The following is a 16,930-nucleotide window of genomic DNA, read 5'->3' as shown; positions in this document are numbered from 1 at the left end:
CGAGGCGGTTGCCAGGGCGACCACCTCGGCACACGACTCGGCGCTGTCCGGGTCGGGGCTACGCTGACGCGGTGACGCTGCGGATCCGGGTCGACCTGGCCTACGACGGGACGCACTTCTCCGGATGGGCCGCCCAGCCCGGCCGCCGTACCGTCGAGGGGGCTCTCACCGAGGCGTTGACGACGATGCTGCGCCGCGCGGACCCGGTGCGGCTCACCGTCGCCGGCCGCACGGACGCAGGGGTCCACGCGCGCGGCCAGGTGGCCCACCTCGACGTCGAGGAGGACGAGTGGGACCGTCTGCGCGGCCGCTCGGGGCGCGCGCCGGAGGAGGCGGCCGAGAGCAGGCTGCGCGGCATCCTCCCCGCCGACATCGGGGTGCGCCGGGTGGCGCGGGCCGCCGACGGCTTCGACGCGCGGTTCTCCGCGCTGCGCCGCCGCTACCTGTACCGGGTGTGCGACGACCCCGCGCTCGCCGACCCGCTCCGGCGCCACGACACCGTCGTCGTCCGCGGGCCGCTCGACGTCGCGGCGATGGACGAGGCGGCGGGCCGCCTCGTCGGCCTCCACGACTTCGCCGCCTTCTGTCGCCGGCGCGAGGGCGCGACGACCGTGCGCACCCTCCTCCGGTACACGTGGTCGAGGGCGGACGACGGCACGATCGAGGCGAACGTCGAGGCGGACGCGTTCTGCCACAGCATGGTCCGCGCGCTCGTGGGTGCGGTGGTGCCCGTCGGCGAGGGGCGCTTCGACGTCGACCTGCCGGCGCGCGTGCTCTCCGGGCGCGAGCGCGACCCCCGCGTCAAGGTCATGCCGGCGCACGGCCTCTCGCTCGAGGAGGTCGTGTACCCGGACGACGCCGACCTCGCCGCCCGCGCCGAGCAGGCCCGGGCCACGCGGTCCCTGCCGGGGGAGGAGTGATGGCGCACCCGCCGAGGTACCGCGACGACGACCCGCTCCTGGCCCGGGTCCGGGACATCGCGCTCGCCCTGCCCGGCGCCTCGGAGAAGGTCAGCCACGGCCGGCCGAACTTCTTCACGAAGCGGGTGTTCGCGATCTTCGGCGGGGTCGTCAAGGGTGACCACGCGTCGGACGCGCTCGGGCAGGCGGTCCTCGTCCTGCCCGACGAGGCCGAGCGGCCGGCCCTCCTCGCGGACGGTCGCTTCGTCGTCCCGGGTTACGAGGGCGCCTACGGCTGGCTCGCCCTCGACCTGCGCGGCGAACCCGACTGGACCGAGGTCGCCGAGCTCGTCGAGAGCTCGTACCGGCTCACGGCGCCGGCCCGCCTCGTGGCCGAGCTCGACGCGCGCGGTGGCTGACCGCGCGAAACCCGGATGACGACGCCGGGGCGGGTGCGCCACACTCGTGCGCCGTGGGCCACCTCGACGTCAACGCCGTCGGCTTCACGCTGCCCGACGGCCGCCGACTCCTGCGCGAGGTGACCTTCCGCGTCGGCGAGGGCGCCAAGGTCGCCCTCGTCGGTCCCAACGGCACGGGCAAGACGACCCTGCTGCGCATCCTCGCCGGCGACCTCGCGGCCTCCGACGGGGCCGTCACGCGCAGCGGGGGCCTCGGCGTGATGCGCCAGTTCATCGGGAAGGTCCGCGACGACACCACGGTCCGCGACCTCCTCGTCTCGGTCGCCCCCGAGGCGGTGCGCCGCGCCGCCGCCGAGGTCGAGCGCACCGAGCTGGCGATGATGGAGCGCGAGTCCGAGCAGGACCAGCTCGACTACGCCCAGGCGCTCGCCGACTGGGGTGAGGTGGGCGGGTACGACTGGGAGACCTTCTGGGACGTCTGCACCGTCGCTGCCCTCGGCACCCCGTTCGAGCGGGCCCAGTGGCGCAAGGTGTCGACGCTGTCGGGCGGCGAGCAGAAGCGCGTCGTCCTCGAGGCGCTGCTGCGCGGCCCCGACGAGGTCCTCCTCCTCGACGAGCCCGACAACTACCTGGACGTCCCCGGCAAGCGCTGGCTGGAGGGGCGGCTCGTCGAGTCGCCGAAGACGGTGCTGTTCGTCAGCCACGACCGCGAGCTGCTCGACCGGGTCGCCACCCGCATCGCGACGCTCGAGCCGAGCCGCGGCGGCAACACCGTCTGGGTGCACCCCGGTCGCTTCTCGACCTACGAGGACGCCCGCGCCGACCGCAACGCCAGGCTCGAGGAGCTGAGGAAGCGCTGGGACGAGGAGCGCGTCAAGCTGCGCGAGCTCGTGGTGATGTACCGCCAGAAGGCGGCGTACAACTCGGACATGGCCTCGCGGCTGCGCGCGGCGGAGACCCGTCTCCGGCGCTTCGAGGAGGCCGGGCCGCCGGAGGCCGTGCCGCTGCGCCAGAAGGTGTCGATGCGGCTCACCGGGGGGCGCACGGCCAAGCGCGCCGTCGTCGCGACCGGCCTGGAGCTGCGGGTCGACGGCGGGCAGCTCATGGCGCCCTTCGACGCCGAGATCTGGTTCGGCGAGAGGGTCGGGATCCTCGGGAGCAACGGCTCGGGCAAGTCGCACTTCCTCCGCCTGCTCGCGGCCGGGGGGTCCGACCCCGACACCGAGCACGAGCCGGTGGGCGACGTCCGCCCGGCGCCGGTCGAGCACGCGGGGCGGGTCGTCCTCGGGTCGCGCGTGCGGCCCGGGTGGTTCGCGCAGACCCACGACCACGCGGCGCTGCACGGGCGCTCGCTGCTGGAGATCCTCCACCGCGGCGACGACCATCGCGCCGGGATGCCGCGCGACGTGGCGGCCCGCGCGCTGGACCGGTACGGCCTGGCCAGGGCGGCGGAGCAGACCTTCGACTCGCTCTCCGGCGGGCAGCAGGCGCGGCTGCAGATCCTCCTCCTCGAGCTGTCGGGGGCGACGCTGCTCCTCCTCGACGAGCCGACCGACAACCTCGACCTGCACTCGGCCGAGGCGCTCGAGGACGCGCTCGCGGCCTTCGAGGGCACGGTCCTCGCCGTGACGCACGACCGCTGGTTCGCGCGCGGCCTCGACCGGTTCCTCGTGTTCCGCGCCGACGGGAGGGTCGTGGCGTCCGACGAGCCGGTCTGGGACGAGGGACGGGTGGCCCGCGCCCGCTGATCCATGTCAATGGGCATTGACGCCAAAGTGATTTGGTGTCACCATCCGTTGTCATGAAATCGCCGTCGCGTCCCTACCGGATGACGACCCGCGCCCGCGCCGTCGAGGAGACCCGCACCCGGGTCCTCGACGCCACCCTCGCGCTGCACGAGGAGCGGCTCACCGCGGACATCTCCCTGGCCGACGTGGCCGAGCGGGCCGCGGTCAGCGTCCAGACCGTCCTGCGGCACTTCGGGTCGCGCGAGGGCCTCGTCGAGGCGGCCCTCGCCCACGGGGCGGCCACGGTCGAGGACGAGCGCCGCGTCGAGGCGGGAGACGTCACGGCGGCGGTCGCCTCGGTCGTCGCGCACTACGAGCGCCGGGGCGACGGCGTCCTGCTGCTCCTCGCCCAGGAGGGGTCGGAGCCCTTCGTCCGGACCGTCACCGACCGCGGTCGGGCGATGCACCGGAACTGGGTCGAGGCGTCCTTCGGGCCGCTGCTGCCGACGGCGCGGGCCGAGCGGGCGGAGGCCGTCGACCTCCTCGTCGTCGCGACCGACGTCTACACGTGGAAGCTCCTGCGCCGGGACGGTGGCCTCACCGTCGGACGGACCAGGGCCCGCATCGAGTCGCTCGTGCGGGCCGTCCTCGCCCTCCACGCCGGCCTGTCCGGCCCGCAGACCTGAGGAGGCCGTCGTGGCCGAGGTCGTCTTCACCACCTGGGACGGCGGGGGCAACGTGCCGCCGGCGTTCGCCATCGGCCGTGAGCTGCTCGCGCGCGGGCACGCCGTCCGGTTCCTCGGCCACCGCTCCCAGGCGCCCGCCATCGAGGACGCGGGGTTCGAGGTCGTCGCCGCTCCGAGGAGCCGCGAGCTGAGCCCCGCGACGGCGCCCTCGACGGTCGAGATGCTCGCGACGTTCGCCGACCGCGGGGCGGCCCTCGACCTGCTCGCCGAGCTCGACCACCGCCCGGCCGACGTCGTCGTCGTCGACGCCCTCACCCTCGGCGCCCTCGACGCGGCGCGCCGTTCGGGCGTCCCCTACTGCGTCCTCGAGCACTTCCACGACACGTACTACCGCGGCGCACTGCGCGGTCCGCTCGGCCTGCTGCTGCGGGCCACGGGACTGCGACCCGTCCGGGCCCTCGATGCCGCCGCGGCCCGCATCGTCACCTCGCTCCCGGCCCTCGACCCGGTGGAGCCCTCGCCGAACCTGCACCAGGTCGGGCCGGTCGTCACGTGGCGGCCCCGTGCGGAGGGGGCGGCGCCGTCGGTGCTCGTCGCGCTCTCGACGTTCGGGTTCGCGAGGATGACCGGCGTCCTCCAGCGGGTGCTCGACGCGACGGACGGGCTCGGCGTCCAGGTCGTCGTCACGACCGGGCCGCACATCGACCCCACGGACCTGCGCGTGCCCCCGGGCACCGTCGTCCACCGGTGGGCCGACCACGCCGACCTCATGGCGCGTGCCACGGTCCTCGTCGGGCACGGCGGCCACGGCACCACCCTCCAGGCCCTCGCGCACGACCTGCCGGTCCTCGTCCTCCCGATGGACGCCAAGACCGACCAGCCGCTCGTCGGGCACGCCCTCGAGGACGCCGGGGCCGGACGGGTCCTGCCGCGGTCGGCTCCGCCGGCACGGATCCGCGAGGCCGTCGCGGCACTCCTCGCCGACGGGCCCCACCGGGGGGCCGCCGCGCGGCTGGGCGCGCAGGTGCGGGCCACGAGGGCAGCAGCCGACGCCGCCGACGTCATCGAGCAGGTGGCGGCACCGGCTCCTGTCGAAAGTTCCCGCGACCAGGACTCGATGTAAAGCGTTTTCGCAGATAACGTCCAGCCTCGACACAGGTGCGCGCCGAGGTGGTCGCGTGCGCTGAACACGAGGAGCAACGATGCCCGGTCCACGCCGTCTGTCAGCCGTCGTCGCGGGGGCCGTGCTCGCCGCCGTACCCGCCCTCGGCGCCGCCTCGCCCGCCGTCGCGGACCACTCGCCGACACCGCAACGGGTCACCCTCATGGGCTCGCTCATGAGCGAGCTCGGGTGCTCCTCGGACTGGGACGGCGACTGCACGAAGACCGACCTCGCGCCCGTCGCCGGTGACCCGACCCTGTTCGCGGGGACGTTCACCGTGCCGGCCGGCGACTACCTCTACAAGGTGCGCCTCAACGGCTCGTGGGACGAGAACTACGGCGACGCGACCTTCAAGCTGGCCGACGGCAACATCCCGCTCGCCCTCGAGCAGGACACCGCGCTGCGCTTCACCTACGACCACGAGACGCACCGCGTCTCGGTCGGTCCCGCGCAGCCGGCGGGCGGCCTCACCGCGGCCGACCGCGCCCTCGCCGGCGACAGCCTGCGCGAGGACCTGACCCGCGAGAACTTCTACTTCGTCATGGCCGACCGGTTCGAGAACGGCAGCAGCGCCAACGACACCGCGGGCATCGCGGGGACCCGCCTCCAGCACGGGTTCGACCCGACGAGCCAGGGCTTCTACCACGGCGGTGACCTGCAGGGGATCATCGAGCGCCTCGACTACATCCAGGGCCTGGGGACCACCGCGATCTGGATGACGCCGTCGTTCAAGAACAAGCCGGTCCAGGGCGAGCCCGGCACCGAGTCGGCCGGCTACCACGGCTACTGGGTCACCGACTTCACCCAGATCGACCCCCACCTGGGCACCAACGAGGAGCTGAAGACGCTCATCGACCTCGCCCACGAGCGCGGCATGAAGGTCTTCTTCGACATCATCACCAACCACACCGCCGACGTCCTCGACTACGAGGACAGCGCCTACAACGCCGACGGCGTCGTGCCCTACCGGACCAAGGCCGAGGCTCCGTACGAGGACGCCGCGGGCAACGCCTTCGACGACCGCGACTTCACGATGATCGGCGACCCGTTCCCGGCGGTCGACGCCGAGACCTCCTTCCCCTACGTGCCGACGTTCCGCACGCCGGCCGACGCCGAGGCCAAGACCCCGGACTGGCTCAACGACCCGACGATGTACCACAACCGCGGCACGTCGACCTTCTCCGGCGAGAACAGCGAGTACGGCGACTTCCCCTCCGGCAACCGCTCGGCCCTGGACGACCTGTGGACCGAGCGCCCGCAGGTCGTGCAGGGGATGATCGACATCTACGAGACGTGGGTCGAGGACGCCGGGGTCGACGGCTTCCGGATCGACACCGTCAAGCACGTCAACATGGACTTCTGGAAGCAGTTCGGCCCGGCCCTGGAGGGTTACGCGGCCTCCATCGGCAACGACGACTTCTTCATGTTCGGTGAGGTCTACGACGCCGACCCGCGCTTCATGTCGCAGTACACGACCGAGGGCCGCCTCCAGGCCACGGTCGACTTCGGCTTCCAGGGCAGCGGGGTCAACTTCGCCAAGGGCAAGCCGACGAGCGAGCTGCGCGACTTCTACGCCCTCGACGACTACTTCACCGACACCGACTCCAACGCCTACCAGCTGCCCACGTTCCTCGGGAACCACGACATGGGCCGCGTCGGCAGCTTCCTGCGGCAGGGCACGAGCTGGTCCGACGCCCAGCTCCTCGCGCGCGACCGGCTCGCGCACTCGCTCATGTACCTGACCCGCGGCCAGCCGGTCGTCTACTACGGCGACGAGCAGGGCATGTCGGCCCCGCCGGACGTGCCCGGCGGCATCGGCGACCAGCGCGCGCGCGAGGACATGTTCGGGAGCCAGGTGGCGCTGCACAACGACACCTACGACCTCATCGGCACCGACGCGACGACGGCCGACGAGAACTTCGACACCACGCACCCGCTGTACCGGCACATCGCCGGGCTCGCCACGCTGCGCGAGCAGCACCCGGCACTCGCCGACGGGGCGCAGGTGCACCGGTACGCGTCCGGCGACGCCGGCATCTTCGCCTTCAGCCGGATGGACGCCGACGAGCAGGTCGAGTACGTCGTGGCCGTCAACAACGCCGACACGGCCAAGACGGCGACCTTCGCGACCTACCAGCCGGCTCGCAGCACCCTCAAGGCGGTCTGGCCGTCCTCGGCGGCGAAGAACGTCAAGACCGATGACGAGGGCCGCCTCACGCTGACCGTCCCGGCCCTCGGTGCGGTCGTGTACCAGGCCAACGCCAAGCTGCGGGCCGACGCGGTGTCCCCCGAGCCGGTCTTCACGGCCCCGGGGGACACCGGGATCGTCACCGGCCGGGCCGAGGTCGGGGTCGCCGTCCCAGGCGGCGACTTCACCCAGGTGACCTTCGCCTGGCGCCGCGCCGGCACGACCGGCTGGACGCCCATCGGCACCGACGACAACGCCCCCTACCGCGTCTTCCACGACGTCCGGGGGCTGCCGCAGGGCACGCCCGTCGAGTACCGGGCCGTCGCGCGCGACCACGACGGCGACCTCGGCGTCACGTCGACGAGCGCGGTCGTCGGCCAGCCGCAGCCGCCGGCCGACCCGGGCATCGAGCTCGGGCCGATCACGCAGCCCGACGCGGTCTCGGTGCCCGGCAGCCACGGCAGCGAGATCGGGTGCGCGGCCGACTGGGACCCGCCGTGCCCGAACATCCAGCTGGCCCTCGACGACGACCAGGTGTGGAAGGGCACGTTCAGCCCGTCAGCGGGCCAGTACGCCTTCAAGGCCGCCATCAACCGCTCGTGGGACGAGAACTACGGCGCGGGCGGCAACCGCAACGGGTCGGACATCTTCTACTCGACCGACGGCGGCCCGGTGAGCTTCTACTTCGACTACCGGACCAAGTGGGTGACCAACACCGAGCTCGACCCGATCCTCGTGGCCACGGGTGACTTCCAGTCCGAGATGGGCTGTGCGGCCGACGGCGACGCGGAGTGCATGCGGTCCTGGCTGCAGGACCCCGACCGTGACGGCACCTACGCGTTCACGACGATCGACATCCCCGCGGGGACGTGGTCGGTGTCGGTCGGGTCGAGCGGGCCGGTGTCGTTCACGGTCGAGGAGGGCCTGGCGACGACCATCTCCTACCAGCGCTCGACCGGGCAGCTGTCCGTCGACACCTTCGCCCCGGACTTCGGGCCCGACCTGTCGACCTCACGCGCCTCGTGGCTCACGAAGGACGTCATCTCCTGGAACCTCCCGGACACCCGGGGAAGCTGGACCTACCGGCTGCACTGGGGTGCGGCAGGCTCCCTCGTCCTCGACAGCGAGACGGTCGGCGGGTCCTCCATCCCGTTGACCCTCGACCCGGCCGGGCTCTCGGCGGCGCTCGCCGCGCAGTACCCCGACCTGGCCGACGACGAGGTCCTTCGGCTCAGCCGCAAGGACGCCCGGGACGCCGGCACCATCGCCGACGCCGGACAGGTCGCGGTCGTCGCGTACGACGAGCTCGGCCGGGTCGTCCAGGCGACCGGGGTCGAGGTGGTGGGCGACTTCTGACCCGCGGGCGCGCGACCGCGCCGCCGCGCCTCACCGGCCGAACGTCACGTCCGAGCCGGTGAGGCGGGCGGCGAAGCCCGCGTCCGTGACGCGCACGGCCGTGAGGGCCATGCCGTCCGGGACGCCGGCCACGGGCTGGCGGACCGTCACGAGGGTGCGGGCCAGCGCGCTCGCCGCCGCGTCGAGGAAGGACGGCCCACCGAGGTCGACGGTCTCGGGCTCGATGAGCAGCTGCCCGGCGTCGGCGCGCACCGTCCCCGTCGCCCGCACCGTGACGTCGCGGCCGAGCAGGGTCACCGTGCGCTCGATGCCGGCGAGCCCGCCGGACGCCGCGTAGACGCGGGTGTCCGGACCGACCTGCTCGGCGACGGTGGCGAACGGGACGGTCGCGTCGACATCGAGCCGCTGGGCCCGAAGGCCCTTGGGGGAGAACCGGACCCCACTGCCCTTCGCCACGACGTCGGCCAGGTCACCATCGGCCGAGACGACGTCGGCGCTGCGCAGGTCGACGCTGCCGAGCCACGTCTCGTCCGCGGCGAGGTCGGCCGGCGGGCGGGCCGCGCCCGTCGCCGACCCGCTGGGGGAGGGGGAGGCCACACCATCGCCGCCCGACCCGAGCGAGAACAGGGCGACGACGACGGCGAGCGCGAGGACGGCGAGCGTCGTGGCGACGCCGAGGAGGAAGTGCTTCACCTCGCCCAGCCTGCCACCCGTCAGACGGGGGCGGGCTCGGCGGCCCGGGCCCGCTCGTGGCGGCGCGCCGGGAGGTACAGCAGCACCCCGAGGAGCGACCACGCGCCACCGACGACCATCGCGGTCTGCAGCCCGGCGGTGTCGGCGAGGGCGCCGACGAGGGGCGCCGCCACCGCGAAGGCGAGGAAGGCGACCATCGAGTTCATCGACAGCACCGTCGCGCGGTTGCCCGCCTCGGCCTCGCGGTGCAACAGCGCCGAGTGCGGGGCGCCGTTCATCCCGTGCATCGAGTAGGTGAACAGGTACGCGACGACGAGGGCGACGGGTCCCGCCGCCAAGCCCATGACGACCGCGCCGAGGGCGTTGAGGGCGCGAGCGAGCATCGCGGCCCCCGCGACCCCGACGCGCGCCGACGCCAGGCCGGCCAGCCACGACCCGGCGGCGAAGATCCCCCACCCGGCGGCGGCGACCGGGCCGAGGACGACACCCGCCTCCTTCGCCGAGCCGAGCAGCTCCTCGAGGCGCAGCGGCATGAGTGCCTCGAAGACGACCATCCCGACCGACCAGAACAGCTCGACCGCGACGAGGGCGAGGAGTACCCGCTTGACGCGGAGCAGGCGCACGCCACTCCCGACGACCGCCGGGGTCCGCCGGGCCTCGTGAAGGGCGACGGCGAACCGCTCGCGGCGTGACCCGGCGGCGGCTCGCGGCTCGCGCACGAGGACGGCCGAGGCGACCAGGTGGACGACGTTGAGCACGGCGAAGACCCACACCGCGGTGTCGAGGGCGTGCCCCGGGTGGCCAAGGCGGGCGGCGGGGTCCCCCCAGACGAGGGCGCCGGACAGCAGGGCCCCGACGGCGATGGACCCACCGAGGAGGCTCCCGGTGCGCGCCAGCTGCTGGTCGACGTCGGCGCCCGGCCGCTCGGCGTGGACGGTGTCGACGAACCACGCCTCGAGCGGGCCGGAGTCGAGCGCCCGGAAGGCGCCCGTGAGCACGGCGACGACCGCGAACGCGAGGAAGGTCTGCGCGACCGCGAGCCCGAAGCCGGCGACGACGTTGAGCACACCTGCCGCGACGTAGACGGGGCGGCGGCCCACGGCGTCGGCGAACCCGCTCGTCGGCAGCTCGAGCAGGAAGATCGTCAGCCCGGTGATCGACCCCAGCGTCGCGGCCTGGGTGATCGAGAGGCCGCGCCCGGTCTGGACGAGGATGAGGATGCCGACGACGAGCCCGACCGGGAACCAGCGCGTCACCGTGAGCAGGTAGAGGCGGCGCTCGGCCTCCCGGGCGGTGAGCGGGGCGGTCACCGGCGCTCGCCCCCGGTGGGGGCGCGGTCGAGGTCGAGCGGGTACAGGACGCTGTAGGTGGCCACCCGCCGCGCCTCCGGGTTGCCCTGGCCGACGCGGCGGTACCTGCTGACGACCTCGCTGAGCTCGCGGCGCAGCTCGTCGACCTGCTCGGGCGTCGCGATGACGTAGGAGTCGCTCAGGCCGACGGCGTCGCGCCACGCGACGGGCCAGCCCTCCTCGACGTCGAGCCACTTCTCGTACTGCTCGGTGAGGTGGCGGATGTAGTCGCGCGAGAGCCAGTTCAGGGCCGTCTCGGCGTCCTCGTCGCCGGCGACGTCGGAGGCCCAGTAGGAGTGCGACTCGGTGGAGGCCCGCCACAGCCGTCGCTTGCCCTCACCCTCGCCGGTGTCCGCGACGAGGCCGATCGCCTCGAGGCGGCGCAAGTGGTAGCTCGTGGCCCCCGAGTTGGTGCCGAGCGTGGTGGCGAGGTCGGTGGCCGTGGCCGGTCCGCCCCGTCGCAGGGTGCTGAGCAGGCGGGAGCGCAGGGGGTGCGCGAGGACCTTCAGGGCCGCGGCGTCGAGCCGGATGCCGGTGTACTCGCGGTCGGGGTCGGCCTCGTGGCGGCGGGGAGGGGTGGGCATGCGTGCACAATACCTTTGCACAGTTCATTTGCACAACAAGTGTGCACAAGAAGTGTGGACCGGTGTCGTCGCAGGTCAGAGGTGGTCCGCGGGGGTCCGTCAGGCGATTTGGGTCCCGACCCCGGCGACCGTAGACTTGATGACTGTTGTGCCGGGCGCCTCCGACAGGGGCACGTCCCTGCCGGGAGCCCGCGGCACACGATCGACATCCACTCCAGCGACCAGGACACCTGATGCGTACCTTCACCCCGAAGCCGGGCGACGTCACGCGCGCGTGGCACGTCATCGACGCGACCGACGTCGTGCTCGGCCGCCTCGCGAGCCAGACCGCCGTGCTCCTCCGTGGCAAGCACAAGCCGACCTTCGCCCCGCACGTCGACACGGGCGACTTCGTCATCATCATCAACGCCGAGAAGGTCGCCCTCACCGGCGCCAAGCTCGAGAAGAAGCGCGCCTACCGCCACTCGGGCTTCCCGGGCGGGCTGAAGTCGCAGTCGTACACCGAGCTCCTCGCCAAGAGCCCCGAGAAGGCCGTCGAGAAGGCCGTGCGCGGCATGCTCCCCAAGAACACCCTCGGTCGCGCGCAGCTGAGCAAGCTCAAGGTCTACGCCGGCGCCGAGCACCCCCACGCTGCCCAGCAGCCCAAGCCCTTCGAGATCACCCAGGTGGCCCAGTGATGTCCGAGAACACCCAGATCGACGAGACGGCCGGCACCGACGCCGACGACGTCCTCGTCACCGAGTACACCTCCGAGTCCGACGCCGCCGTGGCCGGCGAGGCGGCTCCCCGCCCCACCGCCTCCGCGCCGGGTGCGGCGACCGGCCGCCGCAAGCAGGCCGTCGCCCGCGTCCGCATCGTGCCGGGCACCGGCGAGTGGAAGATCAACGGCCGCACCCTCGAGGGCTACTTCCCGAACAAGGTGCACCAGCAGATCGTCAACGAGCCGCTCAAGGTCCTCGAGCTCGACGGCGCCTACGACGTCCTCGTCCGCGTCCACGGCGGTGGCCCCTCCGGCCAGGCCGGCGCGGTCCGCCTCGGCGTCGCCCGCTCGCTCAACGGCGTCGACCCCGAGCTCAACCGTCCGGCGCTGAAGAAGGCCGGCTTCCTCTCCCGCGACGCGCGCGTCCCGGAGCGCAAGAAGGCCGGTCTCAAGAAGGCCCGCAAGGCTCCGCAGTACAGCAAGCGCTGATCCCGCGTCGCGGCACCGGTTCCCGGCGTCGCGGTCCGGAGCCGAAGGCGGCACCATCCTCGGTGGTGCCGCCTTCGGCCTGTCCGGAGTAGGTTCGTCAGTTGCACCCACGGGAAAGGCTCTCCATGTCTCGACTGTTCGGCACCGACGGTGTCCGCGGCCTCGCGAACGGCCCGCTCATCACCGCCGAGCTGGCCCTGTCCGTCTCCGTCGCCGCCGCCCGCGTGCTGGGCCAGGCCGGTGCGGACCCGGGCCACCGGCCGAAGGCCGTCGTCGGCCGCGACCCGCGCGCCTCGGGCGAGTTCCTCGCCGCCGCGGTCATCGCCGGTCTCGCCAGCGCCGGGGTCGACGTCTACAACGCCGGGGTGCTGCCCACCCCGGCGGTCGCCTACCTCACCGCCGACACCGGCGCCGACTTCGGCGTCATGCTCTCGGCGTCGCACAACGCGATGCCCGACAACGGCATCAAGTTCTTCGCCCGGGGCGGGCACAAGCTGGCCGACGAGGTCGAGGACGCCATCGAGGCCGCCATCGGCGAGCGCTGGACCCGCCCCCTCGGGGCCGACGTCGGCCGGGTCGTGACGATGCAGGAGGGCCACACCCGCTACATCGCCCACCTGCTGCGCGTCCTCCCGAACACCCTCGACGGCACGAAGGTCGTCATCGACGCGGCGCACGGCGCCGCCAGCCAGGTCTCGCCCGAGGTCTTCCGCCTCGCCGGGGCCGAGGTCGTCGAGATCGGCACCTCCCCCGACGGGCTCAACATCAACGACGGCTTCGGCTCGACCCACCTCGGCCCGCTCAAGGCGGCCGTCGTCGCCCACGGCGCCGAGCTGGGGATCGCCCACGACGGCGATGCCGACCGCTGCCTCGCCGTCGACGCCCACGGCAACGAGGTCGACGGCGACCAGATCATGGGGATCCTCGCCCTCGCCATGAAGGAGCGGGGCCGGCTCGCGCACGACACCCTCGTCGCCACCGTCATGAGCAACCTCGGGCTCCTCCAGGCGATGGAGCGCGAGGGGATCACGGTGCGGCAGACCGGTGTCGGTGACCGCTACGTCCTCGAGGAGATGCGCGCGGGCGGCTACTCGCTCGGTGGCGAGCAGTCGGGCCACGTCATCATGCTCGACCACGGCACCACCGGCGACGGCGTCCTCACCGGGCTCATGCTCGTCGCCCGGGTCGCCGCGACCCAGAAGCCGCTCTCCGAGCTGGCCGCCGTCATGACCCGCCTGCCGCAGGTGCTCGTCAACGTCAAGGGCGTCGACAAGAGCCGCGTCGAGTCCGACGAGGGCCTGCAGGAGGCCGTCCGCGAGGCCGAGTCGGTGCTCGCCGGGTCGGGCCGGGTGCTGCTGCGCAAGTCCGGCACCGAACCCGTCGTGCGCGTCATGGTCGAGGCCGGCACGCACGACGAGGCCCGCGCGACCGCCGACCGCCTCGCCGGCGTGGTCAAGGAGCGGCTCGCCCTCTGACGGGCAGCGCTCGTATCCCCTGTGACCCCGTCAGGCGGGTGCTTCCGCGGGCCGGTACCGCAGGGCGACCGCCCCCGACCGGAACTCCTGCCGGTCCACGAGGTCGAGCCGGATGCGCTCGCGCAGGCCGGCGAGCAACGTCGGTCCGTGCCCGGCCACGACCGGCTGCACGACGAACACGAACTCGTCGACCAGTCCCAGGTCCGCCAGCGCCAGGGGGAGCGTCACCCCACCCACGAACAGGCCCTCACCCGGCTCCTCCTTGAGCCGCCGGACCGCCTGCCCCACGTCGCCGCGCACCAGCTCGGCGTTCCAGTCGACCTCGCCGAGCGTGCTCGACACGACGTACTTCCTCGTCGCGTCGATGGCCTCGGCGAACGGGACCTCCCACTCGTCCATCCAGTCCGGCCAGGTGCCGCTGGGCGGCCGTCGCCAGGCCGACTCCATCATCTGGTAGGTCACCCGGCCGAACAGCAGGGCATCGGCGCGCTCCATCTCGGCGGTCCAGTAGCGCATCGACTCCTCGTCGGGAGGGAGCCCTGCCTCGTGGTGGCAGCAGCCGTCGAGGGTGACGTTGATCGAGTACCGCAGTGGTCTCATCCCGTTGCCCTCCCCCGGTGCGCGCCGCGGTCGTCCTCGTCGAGCAGGCCCACGACGTGGCGCGCGATCTCCAGGGAGGCCGTGGCGGCCGGGGACGGCGCGTTGAGGACGTGCACCCCCCGGCCCGACCGCTCGACGAGGAAGTCGTCGACGAGGGTCCCGTCCGGGCGCACCGCCTGCGCGCGCACGCCCGCCGGGGCCGCGACGAGGTCCCCGGGCCCGAGGTCCGGGACGAGGCGGCGGACGTCCTCCACGAAGCGCCGGCGGGACAGGGAGCGTCGGACCTCCTCGGCCCCGCTGCGCGCGTGCCGGCGCGCCAGGCGCCAGAACCCGGGGTAGCCCACCGTGGCCACGACGTCGCGCGGCGCGACCTCGGCCCAGCCGTACCCCTCACGGGCGAGGGCGAGGACGGCGTTCGGCCCGGCGTGGACGTGGCCGTCGACCCCCCGGGTCAGGTGGACGCCGAGGAAGGGGAGCGCCGGGTCGGGGACCGGGTAGACGAGTCCGCGGACGAGCGGCGCGGCGCCCTCGGTGAGCGAGAGGTACTCGCCGCGGAACGGGACGATGCGCACCGACGGGCGGTGACCGAGGAGGCGGGCCACCCGGTCGGTGTGCAGGCCAGCGCAGTTGACGACGAGGTCGGCCGCGACCTCGCCGCGGCTCGTGAGGAGGACGACCTCGTCGGCGTGCGTGCTCCCACCGGTGACCTCCGTGCCGGGTCGCAGGTAGGCGCCCGCCTCGCGCAGCCGGGCCACGAGGACGGCGCACACGGCGCCGTAGTCGACGACGGCCGTCTCGGGGACGTGCAGGGCCGCCACCGCGGCGACGTGCGGCTCGTGCTCGCGGGCCTCACCGGCCGAGAGCCGCCGCACCGCGAGGCCGTTGGCGCGGCCCCGTTCCTCGAGGGCGTCGAGCCGCGGCAGCTCGGCGGGGTCGGTGGCGACGACGAGCTTGCCGGTCACCGCGTGCGGGACGCCCTCGGCGGCCGCGAGGTCGAGCAGGGCGCCGGCCCCGGCGCGGCACCAGCGGGCCTTGAGGCTGCCCGGCGCGTAGTACAGGCCCGAGTGGACGACGCCGCTGTTGCGCCCGCTCTGGTGGCGGGCCCAGTCGTGCTCCTTCTCGAGCACCGTCACCTGCGTGCCCGGGTGGTCTCGGACGAGCCGCTCGGCCACCGCCAGGCCGACGATCCCGCCCCCGACGACCGCCACGCGGCGGCCTCGGCGGGCCGTCATCGACCCTTCTGCTCGGCGATGATCCGTGCGTACTCGCGGCCGGAGTCCTTCACGGTGCGCACCTGGGTGTCGTAGTCGACGTGCACGATGCCGAACCGCTGGCTGTAGCCGAAGGCCCACTCGAAGTTGTCGAGCAGGCTCCACGCGAAGTACCCGCGGACGTCCGTGCCGTTCGCGATGGCGTCGGACACGGCGCCGAGGTGACCCCGGAGGTAGGCGACCCGGTCGGCGTCGTGGACCTGGCCGTCGGCATCGACGGTGTCCGGCCACGCCGAGCCGTTCTCGGTGATGTAGAGGGGCAGGTTCGACTCGCGGGCGGACCGCTCGATGATGAGGCGGTGCGCCTCGGGGGACTGCTCCCAGCCGATCCCGGTGAGCGGAGGGCGCGGCGCGACCTCGACGACCCTCGGGCCGCCGGGGATCGAGGTGCTGCCCGCCTCGTCGCCGCGCGCGGCTCGGACGCGGGTGGGGAAGTAGTTGTTGACGCCGAGGTTGTCCAGCGGCGCCGAGATGGTGGCGAGGTCGCCGTCGTGGATGAACGCGTGGTCGGTGAGGTAGGCGGTGTCGTCGAGGAAGCCCTCGGGGTAGGCGCCGTGGAAGAGGGGCCCGAAGAAGATCCCGTTGAAGGCGTTGTCGGCCCGGCGCACGGCGTCGGCGTCGTCCTCGTCGCCGTCCTCGGGTCCCCAGACGTGGGTGGGGTTGAGGGTGATCGAGACCTCGGCGCCAGGGGCGTGCTCGCGGATGACGGGCACCGCCGTGCCGTGGGCGAGCATGAGGTGGTGCGCGACGGCGAGCGACTCGGCGCCGTCGGTGTGGCCGGGCGCGTGCGCGCCGACGCAGTAGCTGAGGATCGAGCTGCACCACGGCTCGTTGAAGGTCGTCCAGTTCGTCACGCGGTCGCCGAGGGCGCTGACCGTCGCCGCCGCGTACTCGGTGAACCACTCGGCGCTGTCGCGGTCGAGCCAGCCGCCCCGGTCGTCGAGGACCTGGGGGAGGTCCCAGTGGTAGAGGGTCACGACGGGGCGGATCCCGCTGTCCAACAACGTGTCGACGAGTCGGGAGTAGAAGTCGAGCCCTTTGCGGTTCACGGCTCCGGTGCCCGTGGGGATGACGCGCGGCCACGCCACCGAGAAGCGGTAGGCGTCGAGGCCGAGCTCCTTCATCAGCGCGACGTCCTCCGGGTACCGGTGGTAGTGGTCGCACGCGACGTCACCGGTGTCGCCGCCCAGGACCTTGCCGGGGGTGCGGCTGAAGGTGTCCCAGATCGACGGGCTGCGGCCGTCCTCGTCGTGCGCTCCCTCGATCTGGTAGCTCGCCGTGGCGGCGCCCCAGACGAAGCCGTCGGGGAAGGACAGGCCGGAGGTCGTCATG

15 protein-coding genes are annotated in these 16,930 nt (G+C 73.5%); 9 read left to right on the top strand and 6 right to left on the bottom strand.

Annotated features, from left to right (window positions below; translation table 11 throughout):
* The first annotated feature begins 77 nt into the window (after positions 1–77).
* The 6 genes from truA to ACK8HX_RS17040 all read left to right on the top strand — a co-directional run bounded on the left by truA (position 78) and on the right by ACK8HX_RS17040 (position 8,437).
* Positions 78–920, top strand: a complete 843-nt coding sequence (gene truA / locus ACK8HX_RS17065; RefSeq protein WP_411941929.1) for a tRNA pseudouridine(38-40) synthase TruA — start codon at positions 78–80, stop codon at positions 918–920.
* Complete coding sequence (locus tag ACK8HX_RS17060) at positions 920–1,318, top strand: MmcQ/YjbR family DNA-binding protein (RefSeq protein WP_411941918.1); 399 nt, start codon at positions 920–922, stop codon at positions 1,316–1,318. Before truA ends, ACK8HX_RS17060 begins: the two co-directional genes overlap by 1 nt.
* 53 nt (positions 1,319–1,371) lie before the next feature.
* Complete coding sequence (locus ACK8HX_RS17055) at positions 1,372–3,066, top strand: ABC-F family ATP-binding cassette domain-containing protein (RefSeq protein WP_411941917.1); 1,695 nt, start codon at positions 1,372–1,374, stop codon at positions 3,064–3,066.
* Between the two features lie 53 nt (positions 3,067–3,119).
* Positions 3,120–3,731, top strand: a complete 612-nt coding sequence (locus ACK8HX_RS17050; protein ID WP_411941916.1) for a TetR/AcrR family transcriptional regulator — start codon at positions 3,120–3,122, stop codon at positions 3,729–3,731.
* 10 nt (positions 3,732–3,741) lie between these two features.
* Entirely contained in the window at positions 3,742–4,854 is a 1,113-nt protein-coding gene (locus ACK8HX_RS17045; RefSeq protein WP_411941915.1) for a glycosyltransferase, read from the top strand.
* Positions 4,855–4,933: 79 nt separating this feature from the next.
* On the top strand, positions 4,934–8,437 hold the full coding sequence (locus tag ACK8HX_RS17040; RefSeq protein WP_411941914.1) for an alpha-amylase family glycosyl hydrolase: 3,504 nt from the start codon (positions 4,934–4,936) through the stop codon (positions 8,435–8,437).
* Between the two features lie 30 nt (positions 8,438–8,467).
* Here ACK8HX_RS17040 and ACK8HX_RS17035 read toward each other — a convergent pair whose 3' ends face one another.
* Genes ACK8HX_RS17035 through ACK8HX_RS17025 form a run of 3 tightly spaced genes read right to left on the bottom strand, consistent with a single transcriptional unit; the run spans position 8,468 to position 11,063 of the window.
* Positions 8,468–9,130, bottom strand: coding sequence for an LmeA family phospholipid-binding protein (locus ACK8HX_RS17035; RefSeq protein ID WP_411941913.1), 663 nt, complete (start codon positions 9,128–9,130; stop codon positions 8,468–8,470).
* Between the two features lie 20 nt (positions 9,131–9,150).
* Positions 9,151–10,440 (bottom strand): MFS transporter, encoded by a 1,290-nt coding sequence (locus tag ACK8HX_RS17030; RefSeq protein ID WP_411941912.1) that lies wholly within the window; start codon positions 10,438–10,440, stop codon positions 9,151–9,153.
* On the bottom strand, positions 10,437–11,063 hold the full coding sequence (locus ACK8HX_RS17025) for an ArsR/SmtB family transcription factor (RefSeq protein ID WP_411941911.1): 627 nt from the start codon (positions 11,061–11,063) through the stop codon (positions 10,437–10,439). Before ACK8HX_RS17025 ends, ACK8HX_RS17030 begins: the two co-directional genes overlap by 4 nt.
* 233 nt (positions 11,064–11,296) lie before the next feature.
* Here ACK8HX_RS17025 and rplM point away from each other — a divergent pair, with 233 nt between their 5' ends.
* The 3 genes from rplM to glmM all read left to right on the top strand — a co-directional run bounded on the left by rplM (position 11,297) and on the right by glmM (position 13,727).
* A complete protein-coding gene (rplM, locus tag ACK8HX_RS17020; protein WP_411941910.1) occupies positions 11,297–11,740 on the top strand; it encodes a 50S ribosomal protein L13 in 444 nt (147 codons plus the stop codon).
* Positions 11,740–12,252 carry a 30S ribosomal protein S9 gene (gene rpsI / locus ACK8HX_RS17015; RefSeq protein WP_411941909.1) on the top strand — a complete coding sequence of 171 codons (513 nt, stop codon included), beginning with the start codon at positions 11,740–11,742 and terminating at the stop codon, positions 12,250–12,252. The genes rplM and rpsI overlap by 1 nt, the downstream gene beginning before the upstream one ends.
* A gap of 125 nt (positions 12,253–12,377) precedes the next feature.
* On the top strand, positions 12,378–13,727 hold the full coding sequence (glmM, locus tag ACK8HX_RS17010; protein WP_411941908.1) for a phosphoglucosamine mutase: 1,350 nt from the start codon (positions 12,378–12,380) through the stop codon (positions 13,725–13,727).
* 30 nt (positions 13,728–13,757) lie between these two features.
* On the opposite strand, the gene ACK8HX_RS17005 is transcribed toward glmM, so the two are convergent.
* Genes ACK8HX_RS17005 through ACK8HX_RS16995 form a run of 3 tightly spaced genes read right to left on the bottom strand, consistent with a single transcriptional unit; the run spans position 13,758 to position 16,929 of the window.
* Positions 13,758–14,327, bottom strand: a complete 570-nt coding sequence (locus tag ACK8HX_RS17005) for a dihydrofolate reductase family protein (RefSeq protein WP_411941907.1) — start codon at positions 14,325–14,327, stop codon at positions 13,758–13,760.
* Positions 14,324–15,559, bottom strand: a complete 1,236-nt coding sequence (gene lhgO / locus ACK8HX_RS17000) for an L-2-hydroxyglutarate oxidase (protein WP_411941906.1) — start codon at positions 15,557–15,559, stop codon at positions 14,324–14,326. The genes ACK8HX_RS17005 and lhgO overlap by 4 nt, the downstream gene beginning before the upstream one ends.
* Positions 15,556–16,929, bottom strand: a complete 1,374-nt coding sequence (locus ACK8HX_RS16995; RefSeq protein ID WP_411941905.1) for a GH1 family beta-glucosidase — start codon at positions 16,927–16,929, stop codon at positions 15,556–15,558. The genes lhgO and ACK8HX_RS16995 overlap by 4 nt, the downstream gene beginning before the upstream one ends.
* Between the last annotated feature and the right edge of the window lies 1 nt (position 16,930).

The organism is Oryzobacter faecalis, from assembly GCF_046764005.1.
Lineage (GTDB): Bacteria > Actinomycetota > Actinomycetes > Actinomycetales > Dermatophilaceae > Oryzobacter > Oryzobacter faecalis.
This window is presented reverse-complemented; position numbering and strand designations above follow the sequence as displayed.

Bases quoted from the DNA above. Each gene is read 5' to 3' on its own strand.
- ACK8HX_RS17025 (WP_411941911.1), bottom strand. From the start codon at position 11,063: ATGCCCACCCCTCCCCGCCGCCACGAGGCCGACCCCGACCGCGAGTAC.
- ACK8HX_RS17040 (WP_411941914.1), top strand. From the start codon at position 4,934: ATGCCCGGTCCACGCCGTCTGTCAGCCGTCGTCGCGGGGGCCGTGCTC.
- ACK8HX_RS16995 (WP_411941905.1), bottom strand. From the start codon at position 16,929: ATGACGACCTCCGGCCTGTCCTTCCCCGACGGCTTCGTCTGGGGCGCC.
- lhgO (WP_411941906.1), bottom strand. From the start codon at position 15,559: ATGACGGCCCGCCGAGGCCGCCGCGTGGCGGTCGTCGGGGGCGGGATC.
- glmM (WP_411941908.1), top strand. From the start codon at position 12,378: ATGTCTCGACTGTTCGGCACCGACGGTGTCCGCGGCCTCGCGAACGGC.
- ACK8HX_RS17050 (WP_411941916.1), top strand. From the start codon at position 3,120: ATGAAATCGCCGTCGCGTCCCTACCGGATGACGACCCGCGCCCGCGCC.
- rpsI (WP_411941909.1), top strand. From the start codon at position 11,740: ATGTCCGAGAACACCCAGATCGACGAGACGGCCGGCACCGACGCCGAC.
- ACK8HX_RS17060 (WP_411941918.1), top strand. From the start codon at position 920: ATGGCGCACCCGCCGAGGTACCGCGACGACGACCCGCTCCTGGCCCGG.
- ACK8HX_RS17005 (WP_411941907.1), bottom strand. From the start codon at position 14,327: ATGAGACCACTGCGGTACTCGATCAACGTCACCCTCGACGGCTGCTGC.
- rplM (WP_411941910.1), top strand. From the start codon at position 11,297: ATGCGTACCTTCACCCCGAAGCCGGGCGACGTCACGCGCGCGTGGCAC.